We start from the raw sequence: 14,717 nt of genomic DNA, 5'->3' as shown, positions 1-14,717 counted from the left end.
TCGGGACCGGAAACGGGAGATGTGTGGGGACATCTCCCGTTTCTGCATTTCAGGGGCCGGTTAACAAATCGTCGCTGAAACGGGCACGGGGCAGGCGGCCTGCTTTAATTCGCCGGCAGGTGTGATCGCGGCTCGCCAAGCCCCTCAGATCACGAATATTTCGCATCCCTTCGCACCTGCGGCATGGCATGATCCCGGATATTGCTGCTGCATGGATGGGGGTCCTGCAAATGACGTTCTTTCACGACAAGGGCCATGTTCCGAAGCTGCCCGACCTGATCGAGCTGTCCTCGATCGACGAATACACGACCTATACCAAGGGCGGGTCCGACCAGATCCTCGGTGTGGTCGACAACGCGACCTACACAGGCGACGACGACAACGGCGCCACGGTGAAGGAGCTGAACGACACCTGGGCCGATGGTGGCATTCTCGAGATCGACGGCGTCAGATACACCATCGACGTCATCACGCCGGAGAGCTTCAGCACGGACAATACGCTCCGGATCACGAGCCCCGATGGCGACGTCACGCTCGAGGGGAACGAGTTTCGCAGCGAGTTCGCCTTCATCAAGGCGACTCCCGTCGGGGGCGGGGATGTGCGCAACTTCCTCGTGCTCGAGGATTGCTCCTTCGCGGGCCAGATCAGCTCCATCACGACCGGGGACCTCGACTACACGCCGCTTGGCAATGACGTGAAGATCAATGCCTCGAAGGACGAGGATATTTCGATCATCTGTTTCACCCCCGGCACGCTGATCGCCACACCGCTCGGCGAGCGCCCGGTCGAGACGCTGGTGGCCGGCGATCGCATCTTCACCCGCGACAACGGTATCCAGGAGCTGCGGTGGGTCGGCCGCCGCGATCTGACCGCGGAAGAGCTGATGGCCGATCCGAAGCTGCGGCCGGTCCGTATCCGGGCCGGCAGCCTGCCGGGCAACAATCCGGAGCGCGACCTCGTCGTCTCGCCCGCACACCGCATCCTGCTGACCGGCCCGCGTGCGGCGCTGCTGTTCGAGGAGAGCGAAGTGCTCGCCGCGGCCAATCACCTTGTCGGACGCGCCGGGATCGAGCGGATCATGGCGCCGGGGATCAGCTACATCCACCTGATGTTCGACCAGCACGAGGTGATCCTCTCCAACGGCGCATGGACCGAGAGCTTCCAGCCGAGCGAGCGGAACCTGCGCGGGCTGGAGGAGGACCAGCGCGAGGAACTGGCGCTGCTCTTTCCCGATCTGCAGCATCAGTCGGCGGATCGCACGTTCCACGCGGCGCGCAAGTCGCTGAAGCGGCACGAGACGCGACTGCTCGCCCAATGATTCGAGCGTAAATGGGGCGGGAATTGGGGCATGCCGCCTCGATTGCCGCGCCCCATTTCGGCTGATTGCTATCGGACTAGGGAACAATATCCGACGAATGATGGATACTGGACGCCCGTAGCGCACGGATTACGGCAAAACTTGGCAAGCCTGTCCGATTTGAGCCATATTCTCACCATCACCGGAGGGAACTGGGGCCGAAGGTGACGATATCGACCGGGGGCACGGCCGATCCACTGCCAAGGATGGCTGTAAGTGCTTGAAACGACAGGCTGTGGCAGGCCCGTGACCGGAACAGGACTGACCCCGATGACCGCCCATTTCGCCGACTTCTCTACCGATCTCCGCGTCGCGCCGACCCATGGGCAGATGTCCTTTGCCGGCGGCACCTACATCGCGACGCCGCGTGGCGAAGTCCGCATCGAAGAGCTTTCGGCGGGCGACCGGGTCTTCACGCGTGACAGCGGCCTCCAAGTCGTCCGCTGGACCGGCACCGCGACGGTCGCCGTGACCTGCGCCGAGGAGCGGCCCGTCATCGTCCGCGCCGGGGCGCTCGGTCACAACCTGCCCGAGAACGACCTGATCCTCGCGCCGTTCCACCGGGTCCTTCTGTCCGGTGATGTCGCGCTCGAGATGTTCGGTGACAGCGAGGTGCTGATCGAAGCGCGCCACCTGACGTTCCTCGACGGGATCGAGCGGGCGGACGTTGCCGAGGTGACCTACCATCACATCCTCTTCGACAAGCACGAAGTGGTCCTGTCGAACGGTGCCTGGACCGAGAGCTTTCAGCCCGCCGCCGCGGAACCGCGCGGTGTCGAGGCCGCCTGCCGCGACGCGCTGCTCGCCCTGTTTCCGGCGCTGGTCGAGCTGGGCCAGGGGTTCGAAGCCGCCCGCCGCGTGGTCGTCCCGGCGCGTTAAGAGCGCCAGCTAATCGTCTGAATTTTCGGAATATGCAGCCCAGTCAGCGGGCGTGTCGAGGTCTCGGCACGCCCGTTGGCCTTTTAGCGGAACCAGCACCAGATCGTCCCGGTGCGCACGGATCACCGGGGCCGCGCCCGTGTCACCTTCGAGCGCGGCGAACTCCGCCAGCAACTCCGCGGCGAAGCGGGTCGGATGACCCGGCGTGCCGTCCTCGGCCGTCGCCCGCACGATCCGTCCCTCGGCCGCCATGACCTGCGCGATGTCGCCTGTTTCGATGTCGGGCATGTCGGGCAGGAGAACCGTGAGGCTCTCGGCCCCGGTCCGCAACGCCTCCGCCGCCCCGGCGCGGAGCGAGGCGGCCATGCCTTCGCGCGCATCTTCGACGATCAGCGCCACGACCGGCAGACCCTCGAGCGCAGTGAGCCGCGAGTGACGGTCCGGGGGCAGGGTGACGACCACCGGTGACCCCGTCGCAAGCGCCCGCCGAACCTGCCGCACGAGGATCGGCTCGCCGCCGATCTCGCGCAGCAGCTTGTCGTCTCCGCCCATCCGGCGGGACGCGCCAGCGGCAGGGATGAGGATCACTTGTAGCGCTCCCCCTCTGGATCGAACGCCAGCGCGGTCACGAGCCGCGCCTTGCGCATGGAGCCGAGGATCTCGATCTCCGCTTCCAGCCCCTCCGTCGCGCGGTCGCGCGGCACGAAGCCGAAGGCCATCGATCGGCCTGTCCAGTGCGAGTAGCCGCCCGACGTGCAGAACCCCACGACCGACCCGTCGAGGAAGATCGGCTCGTACGCCACGACGTCGGCGTCGTCGGCGTCCACCTCGAAGGTCGCGAGGACGCGGGCAGGGGGGCTTGTCCGCTCTGCCTCCGCAGCCGCGCGCCCGATGAAATCGGCGTTCTTCTTCCAGGAGATGAAGCGGTCGATCCCGGTTTCCGCCGCCGTGTAGTCCGGCGAGAATTCCCGCAGCCACGAGCCGAAGTGCCGGTCGAGCCGCAGCGACATCATCGCCCGCATCCCGAACGGCGTCAGGCCCATCGGCTGGCCGGCGTCCCACAGGGTTGACCAGAGTTGCCGCTGGTCCATCGGGTCGCAATAGATCTCGTAGCCGAGGTCGCCGGTGTAGCTGACCCGTTGGACGAGACAGGACACCTGTCCGACGATCATCGGCCGCACATCGAGAAACCGCAGGTCGACCGGATCGGTCGTCACCGCTTGCAGCAGCTCGGTCGCCTTCGGTCCCGCGATCTGGAAGCCGTTCACGCTATCGGAAATGTTGCGCACGGTGACGTCGCCGTCGAGATGCCGCTCGAACCAGCGCTGGTGGATCGCCTGCGCCCCGTAGGAGGCTGTCAGTCGGAATTCGGTCTCGGAGAGGCAGCTGACCGTGAAATCCCCCATCAGGCGACCGCTGCCGGACAGCATCGGTGTCAGGCTCATCCGGCCCGGCGCAGGGATGCGGCCGGCCATAACCCGGTCGAGCCATGCGCGCGCGTCCGGTCCGGTAACGGAGAACTTGCCGAAGTTGTGCACCTCGTTGATGCCGACGCCCTCGCGCACGGCTTTCACCTCGCGCGCGGTGGCCTCGAAGGCGTTGGAGCGGCGGAAGGACGGGGTCTCGTACGTTGGCTCATCGCCTTGGGCAAAGTAGTTCACCACCTCGAGCCCGAACTGATGGCCCCAGACCGCGCCAAGGTCGGTGAAGATGTCGTACATCGGTGTCGTGCGATGCGGCCGCGCGGCGGGCAGTTCCTCGTTCGGGTAGGAGACGGAGAAGCGGTTCTGGTAGTTCTCGATCACCTTGGGCAGCGTGTAGCCGCGGGTGATCCAGCTGCCGTAACGGGCGACGTCGAGCGCGGTGACATCGCGTTCCGGCTCGCCCTCGACCATCCACTGCGCGAGGACGAGGCCGACGCCGCCACCCTGGCTGAAGCCGGCCATGACGCCGCAGGCGCTCCAGAAATTCCGCAGCCCCGGCACCGGTCCGACAAGCGGGTTGCCGTCGGGCGCGAAAGTGAAGGGGCCGTGGATCACCGTCTTGACGCCGGCCTTCTCGAGCAGCGGGAACCGCTGGTAGGCGAAAGCGACGGACTCCTCGATCTTGTCGAAGTCGTTCGGCAGCAATTCGTGCCCGAAGGTCCATGGCGTGCCCCCGACGCCCCACGGCCTGCAGGGCTTCTCGTAGAAGCCGATGCAGAGGCCGCGCCCCTCCTGCCGCAGGTAGCTTTCGCCGCCCGGGTCCATCACGTGGGGGTGCTCACCCTCCGCCTCGTAGATCTCGGGGATGTCCTCGGTGACGAGGTACTGGTGCTCCATCGGGTGCAGCGGCGCGTAGGTGCCCGCCATCGCCGCCACTTCCCGCGCCCAGAGACCGGCGGCGTTCACCACGTGCTCGGCATGGATCGTGCCCTGTTCGGTCAACACGTCCCATGACCCGTCTGCGCGAGGATTGAGCTCCAGAACCTTGTTGTGCAACACGATTTCCGCACCGCCCATCCGCGCCGCCTTGGCGTAGGCATGGGTCGTGCCCGACGGGTCGAGGTGCCCGTCCAGCGGATCCCACAGCGCGCCGACGATCCCATCGAGGTTGATGTGCGGCGCGTAGTCCCGGATCTCCGACGGGCCTAGGATGTTCGTCTCCAGCCCCATGTAGCGGTGCTTCGCCCGCTCGGCGACCAGCATGTCGAACCGGTCCCGGTTGTCGGCGAGCGTGATGCCCCCGACATGGTGCAACCCGCAGGACAGCCCCGTGATCTCCTCCAGTTCGCGGTACAGGCGGATCGTATAGCCCTGAAGCGCGGCCATGTTGGTATCGCCGTTCAGAGTGTGAAACCCGCCCGCCGCGTGCCAGGTGGAGCCGGACGTGAGCTCCGAGCGTTCGATGAGCATCACGTCGGACCAGCCGAGCTTCGTGAGGTGGTAGAGGACGGAGCAGCCGACGACGCCACCCCCGATGACAGCGACGCGGGTTGTGGTCTTCATGGGTTTGATCTCCCTCTGCTTCGGCGCACGTTAAGACGAGCGCCCGGCAGAGAAAATGCCATGGAGCGACAGAATCGCCCCCCGCGCGCGACACGCCGCGCCGGGGTCACGGAAGGAAGGGACCTGATGGGTCAGTGGAAAGCACTGCCGGAGACGATCTGGCGCAAGGCCGTGGATTACTGGCGCACCTTGTGGGTGCGCGTCCTGCTTATGGGCGCGCTCGCGCTGCTGGCGATCGGGCTGACTCAGCTGATCTCGCCGCTGATCCCGGACGAGCTGTCTGCGTTCGTCGGCGGTCAGGCGGCGGACCGGCTGCTCGACATCATCGCCAACGCCATGCTTGCCGCGACGATCTTTGCGCTGACCGTCATGGTGAGCGTGCACCGCAACACCGCCTCGCAATGGACACCCCGCGTGCACCGGCTGATCCTGCGGGATCCGACGACGCAGAACACGCTCGCCACCTTCATCGGTGCTTACGTCTACGCGCTGGCCGGGATCATCCTGCGCGAGATCGGGATCTATTCGGACGACCGGGCGCTGGTGCTGTTCGTCATGACGGTGTTCGTGCTGATCCTGATCGTCTATGCGCTGGTCCGCTGGACGCTGCACCTCCAGACCTTCGGAAGCCTGATCGATACGACGCGGCAGGTGGAAGAGATCACCGTCCGGCAGTTCCGTGAGCGGCTAGAGACACCGTGCCTCGGGGCCAACCCGCTGCGCGAGGTGCCTGAGGGCGCGGTCCCGGTGCGCACGAAGAAAGCCGGCTATGTATCCATGATGTATCAGGAATCCCTGAATGCGCAGGCGCGTGAGCGGGAGATCGAGATTTATCTCGTCGCGCCGCCCGGCAAGTTCCTGCACATGAACGAGACGATGGCCTATGTCACCGGCACCGATGAGGTCGAGAGCGACCCGGACGAGGGGCGCTCCATCGGGGACATGTTGCGCGACCACGTCGTCGTCGAGGACCTGCGCACCTACGAGCAGGATCCCCGCTTCGGCCTGATCGTGATGGGCGAGATCGGCTCCAAGGCGCTGTCGCCGGGCATCAACGACCCCGGCACCGCGATCGACGTGATCGGCCGGATCGCGCGGATCCTGTCTGACTTCGAAGGAGAGGGGGACCGGATCGGTGACGTCGTTCACGAACGGCTCTATGTCCCGGTAATGGAGCCCGAGGACCTGCTCGAGGACGGTTTCGGCTCCATCGCGCGGGACGGCGCGGGGGTGATCGAAGTGCAGCAGCGGTTGCAGAAGATCCTGAAGGGCCTGATGAGTCACCCCGATCCGGGTCTGTCGGCGGCGGCCAAGCAGACGGCGATCATCGAGTTCCGCCGCGCGATGCAGGGGCTGAAGTTCGACAACGACCGCCTGCGGCTGGCCAACTCAGCCGACGATTCAGTCGTCGAGGCGGCAGAAGAGCAGGATCAGAGCGCCTGAAGCGCCTTCAGGATCAGTTCGAGCGCGTGCGTGACGGTGGCGTTGCGCACCTGCTCACGCCCGAGTGCGCCGAATTCCACCGTCTCCGTCGTCGTGCCCGCCGGTGTGGCGAGGCCGAAACAGACGCGGCCCTCCGGCTTCGTGTCGCTGCTGCCGGGACCGGCAATGCCGGTGACGGACACGGCGATCGAGGCTTCGGAGCGGGCGACGGCGCCCTCCGCCATTTCGCGGGCGATCTCCTCCGACACGGCGCCGTGCGTTTCGAGCGTTTTAGGACGGATGCCCAGCATCTCGACCTTGGCCGCGTTGGAGTAGGTGACGAAGCCCCGGTCGAAGATATCCGAGGTGCCGGGCTCATCCGTGATGCGGCCTGCGATCAGCCCGCCGGTGCAGCTCTCCGCCGTCGCGATCATCACGCCCTTGGTGCGGGCGATGTCGAGCAGTGCGCTCATCGCATCACCAGGAGGTGGGCAAGCGCGGCAAGCAGGACGACGCTGAGCGCGGCGAAGACACCGGCCCAGACATCGTCCAGCATCAGCCCCATCGCGTCGCCGCGCCGGTCAGCCGCGCCTACGGGGCCGGGCTTGGTGATGTCGAACAGCCGGAACAGCACGAAGGCGGCGATCCAGCCGGGCCAGAGCGCGAGGACATTGGCCCCGGTGTGCCACGCGCCGAACAGCACGGGCAGCAGGGCGATCCACTGGCCGACGGCCTCGTCCACGACGATGAAGCCGGGATCGTGGTCGGCCATGTCCCGCGTGACCTCCCGCGCGGCGTGAAGGCCGAGCGCGAAAAGCGCAGGAATGGCGATCAGCACCAGCCAGGGCCCGCCGATCCAGAACAGGACGAGCGCGACCGGCAGCGCGGCGAGCGAGCCCCAGGTGCCGGGCGCGGGGCTGAGAAGGCCGGAGTAGAAGAACGTGGCGACAAGTCGGTTCATTTGATCAATGTCGCCGTCGCGATGGCGGCGATCCCTTCTTCGCGGCCCGTGAAGCCAAGCCGCTCGCTGGTGGTGGCCTTGACGCTCACCCGGGTCGGGTCGAGCTGCATGATGCGAGCCATTTCCGTCGTCATGTCAGCGGCATGCGGGCCGATCTTCGGGCGCTCGCAGACCAGCGTGACGTCGATGTTCGAGATTGCATAGCCGCGCTCGGCCGCCAGGGTGCAGGCGTGGGCGAGGAAGATCTCGCTCGCCGCGCCCTTCCATTGCGGATCGGACGGCGGGAAGTGGCGGCCGATGTCTCCCTCGGCCAGCGCGCCGTAGATCGCATCCGTGACCGCATGCATCCCGACGTCGGCGTCGGAATGGCCCTGCAGCCCGCGGCCGTGTGGCACGCGCACGCCGCAAAGCACTACGTGATCGCCCTCGCCGAAGCGGTGCACGTCGTAGCCGTTGCCGAGGCGCACATCCATCTGTCGCTCCATCAGTTTCTCGGCCCGGGCGAAGTCGCCGGGCGTGGTGATCTTCAGGTTGTCCTCCTCGCCGTCGACGATCCGGACCGCAAGCCCTGCAGCGCGGGCGACGGCAACATCGTCCGCCGCAGGCCCGGTCGCAGCGCGGTGCGCGGCGAGAATCGCATCGAAGCGGAACCCTTGGGGAGTCTGCGCCCGCCAGAGGTTGTCACGGGACTCGGTTCCGGACACTTGCCCGTTTTCGCCGCGCCATAGCGCATCCGTCACGGCCACGGCTGGCGCGGCGGCCTCGACCTCCTCCAGCGCGGCGACGACGCGGGCGATCAATGCGGAAGAAACCAGTGGCCGGGCGGCATCGTGGATCAGGACGAGGTCGGGCGGATCGGTCGCCATCGCCTCGAGCCCGTTGCGCACCGAACCGTCACGAGTCGCCGCGCCATGGGTAATGGTGACGCCGGAAATCTCATAAGTATCATCGGGATGCAGGACGAGGTGAATGTCGTCGATGCCGGCGGCGCGAAAGGCCGATACGGCATGATCGATGACTCGCGCGCCGGCAAGCGGGCGCCACTGCTTCGGCGTGCCGCCACCGGCGCGGAGGCCTCGGCCGGCTGCCACGATGAGGGCCGCGATTTTCATGGCTCCTCATAGGCGCAGGTTGCGGTCGGTGCAATTCCTGCCTCGCACCCCGGCGACATGCTCAAAATATGGGCGCATCGCAGCGTCCCGCTAGAATTGATGCCTCTCCCATTGTTATCGCCGAGTTGCGAGGTTACGTCTCCCCTTGATCGCACAATCGTTGGGCACATGACCGATCCTACGGCACTGACTTCCCGGACACCTGTCCGGATCGACCTCGGCGGGGCTGTTCTCGCGCCGCCGGTCGCGCTTGCGCCGCTGGCGGGAATTACCGATCTGCCGTTCCGGCAGCTGGTGCTGTCCTTCGGGGCCGGCTGGGTCGTGTCCGAGATGGTCGCCAGCCAGGAGATGGTGCAGGGCCACCTCGGAATCGGCGCGAAGGCGGAGCTCGGATTCGGCGAAGCGCGCACCGCCGTGCAGCTCGCGGGGCGCGAGGCGCATTGGATGGCCGAGGCCGCCCGCATCGCCGAGGCGAATGGTGCCGCGATCATCGACATCAACATGGGCTGCCCCGCCAAGAAGGTGACGAACGGCGAATCCGGCTCGGCGCTGATGCGCACGCCCGATCACGCGCTGTCGCTGATCGAGGCGGTCGTCGGCGCAGTTTCGGTGCCCGTGACGCTGAAGACCCGGCTCGGCTGGGACGACGACTGCCTGAACGCCGCCGACATCGCGAAACGAGCCGAGGGCGCCGGCATCCGGCTCGTCACGATCCACGGCCGCACCCGCTGCCAGTTCTATAAGGGCTCCGCGGACTGGGCGGCAATCCGGGCCGTGCGCGACGCCGTCTCGATCCCGCTTATCGCCAACGGCGATATCATCGACACCGGGACTGCCCGGACGGCGATGACGCGCTCCGGCGCGGACGGCGTGATGATCGGGCGTGGCGCGCAGGGCGCGCCCTGGAAAATCGCGCAAGTCGCGTCGGACCTGTTCGGCACGCAAGCACCGCAGGTGCCGGAGGGCAGGGCGCTCGCTGACATGGTGGCCGCCCATTACGAGGCGATGCTCGCCTTCTATCCCGAGGGGCTCGGCGCGCGCGTCGCCCGCAAGCACCTCGGCTGGTACATGGACCGCGCGGGGACGGACGGGGCGCTGCGGCGCGAGATCCTGACCGCGAGCGACCCTGCCGCGGTTCTCGCACGGCTTCCCGATGCGCTGGATACGAGGGCCCTTGCCGCATGACCCATGTCGTCGACCCGTCGCTCTGGAACTCGATCCCGGTGCCCGCGCTGCTGCTCGCGCCCGATGACACGATCGCCGACAGCAACCCGGCAGCCGAGGCGTTCCTGAACCTGTCCTCGCGCAGCCTCACCGGCGCGCCGCTCTGGGACAAGGTGATGATCGACGCCGCGCTGGAGGAACCCTACGCCAAGGCGCGGGAGCAGAAGTCCTCGCTCTTCGTGAACGACGTCGATGTCGGCAGCGGTGAGCGCCCGCCGATGCAGTGCAACATCCAGTTCGCCCCGCTGCAAAGCGCCGAGGGCTACATGCTGATGATGATCTCCCCCCGCGAGGTGGCGAGCCGTCTGACGCTGAACGCCGTCTCTGGCCGTGCGGCGAAATCGGCCATCGGCATGGCCGAGATGCTGGCGCACGAGATCAAGAACCCGCTCGCCGGGATCACCGGCGCGGCGCAGCTGCTGTCGATGAACCTGGAGAACGGCGACCTCGAGCTCACCGACCTGATCGTCGAGGAAAGCCGCCGCATCGTGCAGCTTCTCGAGCAGGTGGAGCAGTTCGGCAACCTGCGCCCGCCGCTGAGCAAGGCGGTGAACATCCACGACCTGCTCGACCGGTCGCGTCAGTCGGCCAGCGTCGGCTTCGGCGCGCACATGATGTTCATCGAGGACTACGACCCCTCGCTGCCGCAGACCTGGGTCGACCCCGACCAGATGCTGCAGGTGTTCCTGAACCTGCTGAAGAACGCCTCCGAAGCGGGGCAAGAGGGCGGTTCGATCCGCCTGCGCACCTTCTACGAGCCGTCGCTGCGGGTCCGCCGCGCCGATGGCAATCACGTTCGCCTGCCACTGCAGGTGGAGATCATCGACGACGGCCCCGGCCTGCCGCCCGACATAGCGTCCGACGTGTTCGAACCCTTCGTGTCGGGCCGCGAGAACGGCACCGGGCTCGGCCTCGCGCTCGTCAGCAAGATCATCGCAGACAACGGCGGCTGGATCTCGGTCGAGAGCATTCCCGGCCGCACCGTGTTCCGACTTTCCCTACCGCTCGTCCCCAAGGACGTAACTGACACCGGAGAAGACTAGATGGACGGAACCGTACTCGTCGCCGACGACGATCGCACCATTCGGACCGTGCTCACGCAGGCCCTGACTCGTGCTGGTTGCAAGGTGCACGCCACCTCCTCCCTCGTGACGCTGATGCGGTGGGTGGACGAAGGGAAGGGCGATCTCGTCATCTCCGACGTCATCATGCCGGACGGCAACGGGCTCGATCAGTTGCCGATGATCTCCGAGAAGCGGCCGGGCCTGCCGGTCATCGTCATCTCGGCGCAGAACACGATCATGACCGCGATCCAGGCGGCGGAGGCCGAGGCCTACGATTACCTTCCTAAACCCTTCGACCTGCCCGACCTGATGAAGCGCGCCGGTCGCGCCCTCGAGGTGAAGCGCCGCGCGCCGCCGCCGCGCCCGGATGCGGAGCGGGGCGAGGGCGACCTGCCGCTGGTGGGACGCACACCGGCGATGCAGTCGCTCTACCGTCTGGTCGCGCGGGTGATGAACACGCAACTGCCCGTCCTGATCTCGGGCGAGAGCGGCACAGGCAAGTCCTTGATCGCGCGGGCGATCCACGATTTCTCGGACCGGCGTACGCTGCCCTTCGTGGTCGCCAACGCCGCCGATCTCGAAGGGGCGGAGGGGCCGTCGGCGCTCCTGTCGCGCGCCAAGGGCGGCAGCCTTGTCTTCGACGAGGTCGGCGACTTCCCCGACGAGGCGCAGAGCCGGATCGTCCGGATGCTCGACGCGCTCGGCGACTCCGGCCCGCGCATCATGTCGACCAGCCAGATCGACCTGATGAACCGGATGGAGGCGGGCGACTTCCGCGAGGACCTCTATTACCGGCTCGGTGGCGTGACGCTGGCCGTGCCCTCGCTGCGCGAGCGCGTCGACGACATCCCGCTGCTGGCCGAGCATTTCCTTGCCCGCGCCGAACGCGAAGGCGCCGCGCTGAAGCGCCTCAGCCCACAGGCGATGGACCTGGTGCGCGCATATTCCTGGCCCGGCAACGTCCGCCAACTGGAGAACGCGATCCGCCGGCTCGTCTTTACCGCGACCGAGGACGAGGTGACGCGCGTCGAAGTCGAACACGTGCTTGGCAACCAGCCGGCGATGGAGCCGCTGCGCGGTGGCGGCGAGGGCGAGAAACTCTCCGCCTCGGTGGCCAAGCACCTGCGGCGCTACTTCGACCTGCATGGCGGAGTGTTGCCGCCGCCGGGCCTTTACCAGCGGATCCTGAAGGAAGTGGAGCTGCCGCTGATCGAGATCACGCTCGATGCCACCGGCGGGAATCAGGCCAAATGTGCCGATCTGCTGGGCATCAACCGCAATACGTTGAGGAAGAAGATCACCGACCTCGATATTCGCGTGACACGCCGCCGCAAGTTGATGTAAAAGCGCAACAGAACCGTGTCGGAGTCGCCATGTGGCGCATGGAACACGGAAGTGTGGCGGTGGAGGTGCGCAAGCACGTCCCCAAGAAGAACTGGGCGAGCAAGTGCGGCGGTCTCCGATCGATCTGCAGCTGACCCGCGTCAGCAGATGGCGGCGGGAGCGGCGTGTGCAAAACGCGGCCACGATCGGGCTGGTCCTGCTTGGCCCGATCCTGGCCGGGCTGACGGTCAGTTTCCTCGGGCCGCTCAATTCGGTCATCGGATCGCCCGGAGTGCGGATCCTGCTGACCGTCGACCTCGCCTACGTGCTGATCGTCGCGACGCTGGTGCTGCGGCGCGTGATGTCGATGGTCGCGGCGCGGCGCGCGCGCTCTGCCGGCTCGCGGCTTCACCTGCGGCTCACGGGGGTCTTCGCCGTCGTCGCGCTGGTGCCGACGGTGCTGGTCGCGGTCTTTGCCGTGCTGACCCTGAATGTCGGGCTGGAGGGCTGGTTCTCCGACCGGGTGCGCAACGTGGTCGGCTCGTCGCTCGCAGCGGCGCAGGCCTACGAGGATGAACACCGGCAGGAACTGGCGGAGGACGGGCGCGACCTCGCCGACTACCTGAACGAGGAGCGGCGCAGCACCTTCTTCATGAGCCCCGGCGAGATCCGGCAGGCGCTCGGCCGGGTGCAGGGCCAGATCGAGCGCGGCCTGACGGAGGCCTTCGTGATCGACGGTACGGGCGAGATCGTGGCCCGTGGTGCGCGCTCCTACCTGTTCGACTTCGAACAGCCGTCGCAGGAGAGCATCGACGAGGCCTATCGCGACGGCATCTCGATCATCGAGGACTGGGACAACAACGAGTTCCGGGCGATCCTGCCGTTGGAGGATTTCACCGACCACCTGCTTTACGTCAGTCGCGAAGTCGACGGTGGCATCCTGTCCCTGCTGGACGAGACGCAGGAGACGGTGACGCTGTACCAGCAGCTCGAGCAGGATCGCGGACGACTGTTGTTCGAGTTCGGGCTGATCTATTTCGGCTTCGCCGTGATCCTGATCCTCGCCGCCATCTGGCTCGGCCTCTGGTTTGCGGAGCGGCTGTCACGGCCCGTCGGCCGGCTCGTCGGCGCATCGCAGCGGGTCGGGGCAGGGGACCTCGACGTGCGCGTCCGCGAGGAGAAGGGCGACGACGAGATCAGCCAGCTCGGTCGCTACTTCAACCAGATGACGTCTCAACTGAAGCAGCAGCGGCAGGAGCTTCTGCGCCGCACCGACCAGATCGAGACCCGGCGACGGCTGTTCGACAGCGTGCTGTCGTCCATTACGTCGGGCGTGGTCGGGCTGGACGCCAAGGGGCGGGTGACCTTCGTGAACCCGTCGGCCAAGCGGTTGCTGGCGGTGGACGATACCACCCAGCAGGATTCGCTCGCCGTCGCCGTGCCCGAGTTCGAACCGCTCTTCGACCGTCTGCGCCGCGAGAAGCGCAAGGTGCTGCAGGAGCAGGTGAACCTCATCCGGTCCGGCAAGCAGGAGAGCCTGCTCGTCCGCATGGCCCCGCGCCGGTCCGAGGCGGGGCGGATCGAGGGCTACGTGGTCGCGTTCGACGATGTGACCGACCTCGTCAGCGCGCAGCGGATGGCGGCCTGGGGCGACGTGGCCCGGCGCATCGCGCACGAGATCAAGAACCCGCTGACGCCGATCCAGCTCTCTGCCGAGCGGATCAAGCGCAAGTTCGGCCCGAAAGTGTCTGACGAAGATGAAGAAACCCTGTTCCAGATGACAGACGTCATCGTGCGACAGACCAACGACCTGCGGCGCATCGTGGACGAGTTCTCCAAGTTCGCGCGGATGCCGGAGCCGGAGCGTATTCGCAATGACCTGACGGCACTGGTGCGCGATGCGGTAACCTTGCAGGAGGCCGGACAACCCGAGGTCGCCTTCACCGCGGACCTGCCGGCTGAAGCGGTGCTGGCCGATTTGGACGCGACGATGATCAGTCAGGCGCTCACCAACCTTATCAAGAACGCCGGCGAAGCCATTGAAACGCGACAGGAAAAGGGTGACGAGGTCACGCCCCAGATCCGCATCCGGATGTCCCATGCCGACAACGAGGCGCGGATCGAGATTGCAGACAACGGTATCGGCCTGCCCGAGGACCGGGCCCGGCTGTTCGAACCTTACGTGACCACGCGATCGAAAGGCACCGGACTGGGCCTGCCGATCGTCAAGAAGATCATCGAGGAACACGGCGGCGCGCTGACCCTGACGGATGCGGAGCCGTTCGATGAAAGCAACCACGCCGGCGCACTGGCCATCGTGACCCTCCCGGTCGCGCAGGTCGGGGCGTGGGCGGAAAAACAGGCAGTGTAGAGGTAGAAAGAATAAG

General features: G+C 66.8%; 12 protein-coding genes. 7 read left to right on the top strand and 5 right to left on the bottom strand.

What is annotated here, in order from left to right:
• The first annotated feature begins 230 nt into the window (after window positions 1-230).
• Both I8N54_RS09600 and I8N54_RS09595 read left to right on the top strand, forming a co-directional pair.
• Window positions 231-1,319 (top strand): Hint domain-containing protein, encoded by a 1,089-nt coding sequence (locus tag I8N54_RS09600; protein WP_197097436.1) that lies wholly within the window; start codon window positions 231-233, stop codon window positions 1,317-1,319.
• A gap of 309 nt (window positions 1,320-1,628) precedes the next feature.
• Window positions 1,629-2,237 carry a Hint domain-containing protein gene (locus tag I8N54_RS09595; RefSeq protein ID WP_140192777.1) on the top strand — a complete coding sequence of 203 codons (609 nt, stop codon included), beginning with the start codon at window positions 1,629-1,631 and terminating at the stop codon, window positions 2,235-2,237.
• 9 nt (window positions 2,238-2,246) lie between these two features.
• On the opposite strand, the gene I8N54_RS09590 is transcribed toward I8N54_RS09595, so the two are convergent.
• Window positions 2,247-2,825: a nucleotidyltransferase family protein gene (locus tag I8N54_RS09590; RefSeq protein ID WP_269434053.1), complete on the bottom strand. Its 579-nt coding sequence runs from the start codon at window positions 2,823-2,825 to the stop codon at window positions 2,247-2,249.
• Window positions 2,822-5,224 (bottom strand): GcvT family protein, encoded by a 2,403-nt coding sequence (locus I8N54_RS09585; protein ID WP_140192778.1) that lies wholly within the window; start codon window positions 5,222-5,224, stop codon window positions 2,822-2,824. Before I8N54_RS09585 ends, I8N54_RS09590 begins: the two co-directional genes overlap by 4 nt.
• 126 nt (window positions 5,225-5,350) lie before the next feature.
• On the opposite strand from I8N54_RS09585, the gene I8N54_RS09580 reads away from it, so the two are divergent.
• Complete coding sequence (locus I8N54_RS09580) at window positions 5,351-6,667, top strand: DUF2254 domain-containing protein (protein WP_197097437.1); 1,317 nt, start codon at window positions 5,351-5,353, stop codon at window positions 6,665-6,667.
• Here I8N54_RS09580 and I8N54_RS09575 read toward each other — a convergent pair.
• From I8N54_RS09575 to I8N54_RS09565, 3 genes are read right to left on the bottom strand one after another with little or no spacing between them, the layout of a single operon-like run.
• Window positions 6,655-7,119, bottom strand: a complete 465-nt coding sequence (locus I8N54_RS09575) for a CinA family protein (RefSeq protein WP_140192779.1) — start codon at window positions 7,117-7,119, stop codon at window positions 6,655-6,657. The two genes, I8N54_RS09580 and I8N54_RS09575, sit on opposite strands and share 13 nt — an antisense overlap.
• On the bottom strand, window positions 7,116-7,607 hold the full coding sequence (locus I8N54_RS09570; RefSeq protein WP_140192780.1) for a phosphatidylglycerophosphatase A family protein: 492 nt from the start codon (window positions 7,605-7,607) through the stop codon (window positions 7,116-7,118). The genes I8N54_RS09575 and I8N54_RS09570 overlap by 4 nt, the downstream gene beginning before the upstream one ends.
• On the bottom strand, window positions 7,604-8,719 hold the full coding sequence (locus tag I8N54_RS09565) for a bifunctional 2-C-methyl-D-erythritol 4-phosphate cytidylyltransferase/2-C-methyl-D-erythritol 2,4-cyclodiphosphate synthase (protein WP_140192781.1): 1,116 nt from the start codon (window positions 8,717-8,719) through the stop codon (window positions 7,604-7,606). Before I8N54_RS09565 ends, I8N54_RS09570 begins: the two co-directional genes overlap by 4 nt.
• A 168-nt stretch (window positions 8,720-8,887) precedes the next feature.
• On the opposite strand from I8N54_RS09565, the gene dusB reads away from it, so the two are divergent.
• The 4 genes from dusB to I8N54_RS09545 all read left to right on the top strand — a co-directional run bounded on the left by dusB (window position 8,888) and on the right by I8N54_RS09545 (window position 14,701).
• Window positions 8,888-9,904 (top strand): tRNA dihydrouridine synthase DusB, encoded by a 1,017-nt coding sequence (dusB, locus tag I8N54_RS09560; protein WP_140192782.1) that lies wholly within the window; start codon window positions 8,888-8,890, stop codon window positions 9,902-9,904.
• Complete coding sequence (locus tag I8N54_RS09555; RefSeq protein ID WP_140192783.1) at window positions 9,901-10,986, top strand: two-component system sensor histidine kinase NtrB; 1,086 nt, start codon at window positions 9,901-9,903, stop codon at window positions 10,984-10,986. The genes dusB and I8N54_RS09555 overlap by 4 nt, the downstream gene beginning before the upstream one ends.
• Window positions 10,987-12,351, top strand: a complete 1,365-nt coding sequence (locus I8N54_RS09550) for a response regulator (RefSeq protein ID WP_140192784.1) — start codon at window positions 10,987-10,989, stop codon at window positions 12,349-12,351.
• 124 nt (window positions 12,352-12,475) lie between these two features.
• A complete protein-coding gene (locus tag I8N54_RS09545) occupies window positions 12,476-14,701 on the top strand; it encodes a sensor histidine kinase NtrY-like (protein WP_140195510.1) in 2,226 nt (741 codons plus the stop codon).
• The last annotated feature ends 16 nt before the right edge of the window (window positions 14,702-14,717 follow it).

This window comes from Pelagovum pacificum, from assembly GCF_016134045.1.
Lineage (GTDB): Bacteria > Pseudomonadota > Alphaproteobacteria > Rhodobacterales > Rhodobacteraceae > Oceanicola > Oceanicola pacificus_A.
The sequence above is the reverse complement of the archived record's forward strand: the minus strand, read 5'-3'. Positions and strand labels throughout refer to the sequence as shown.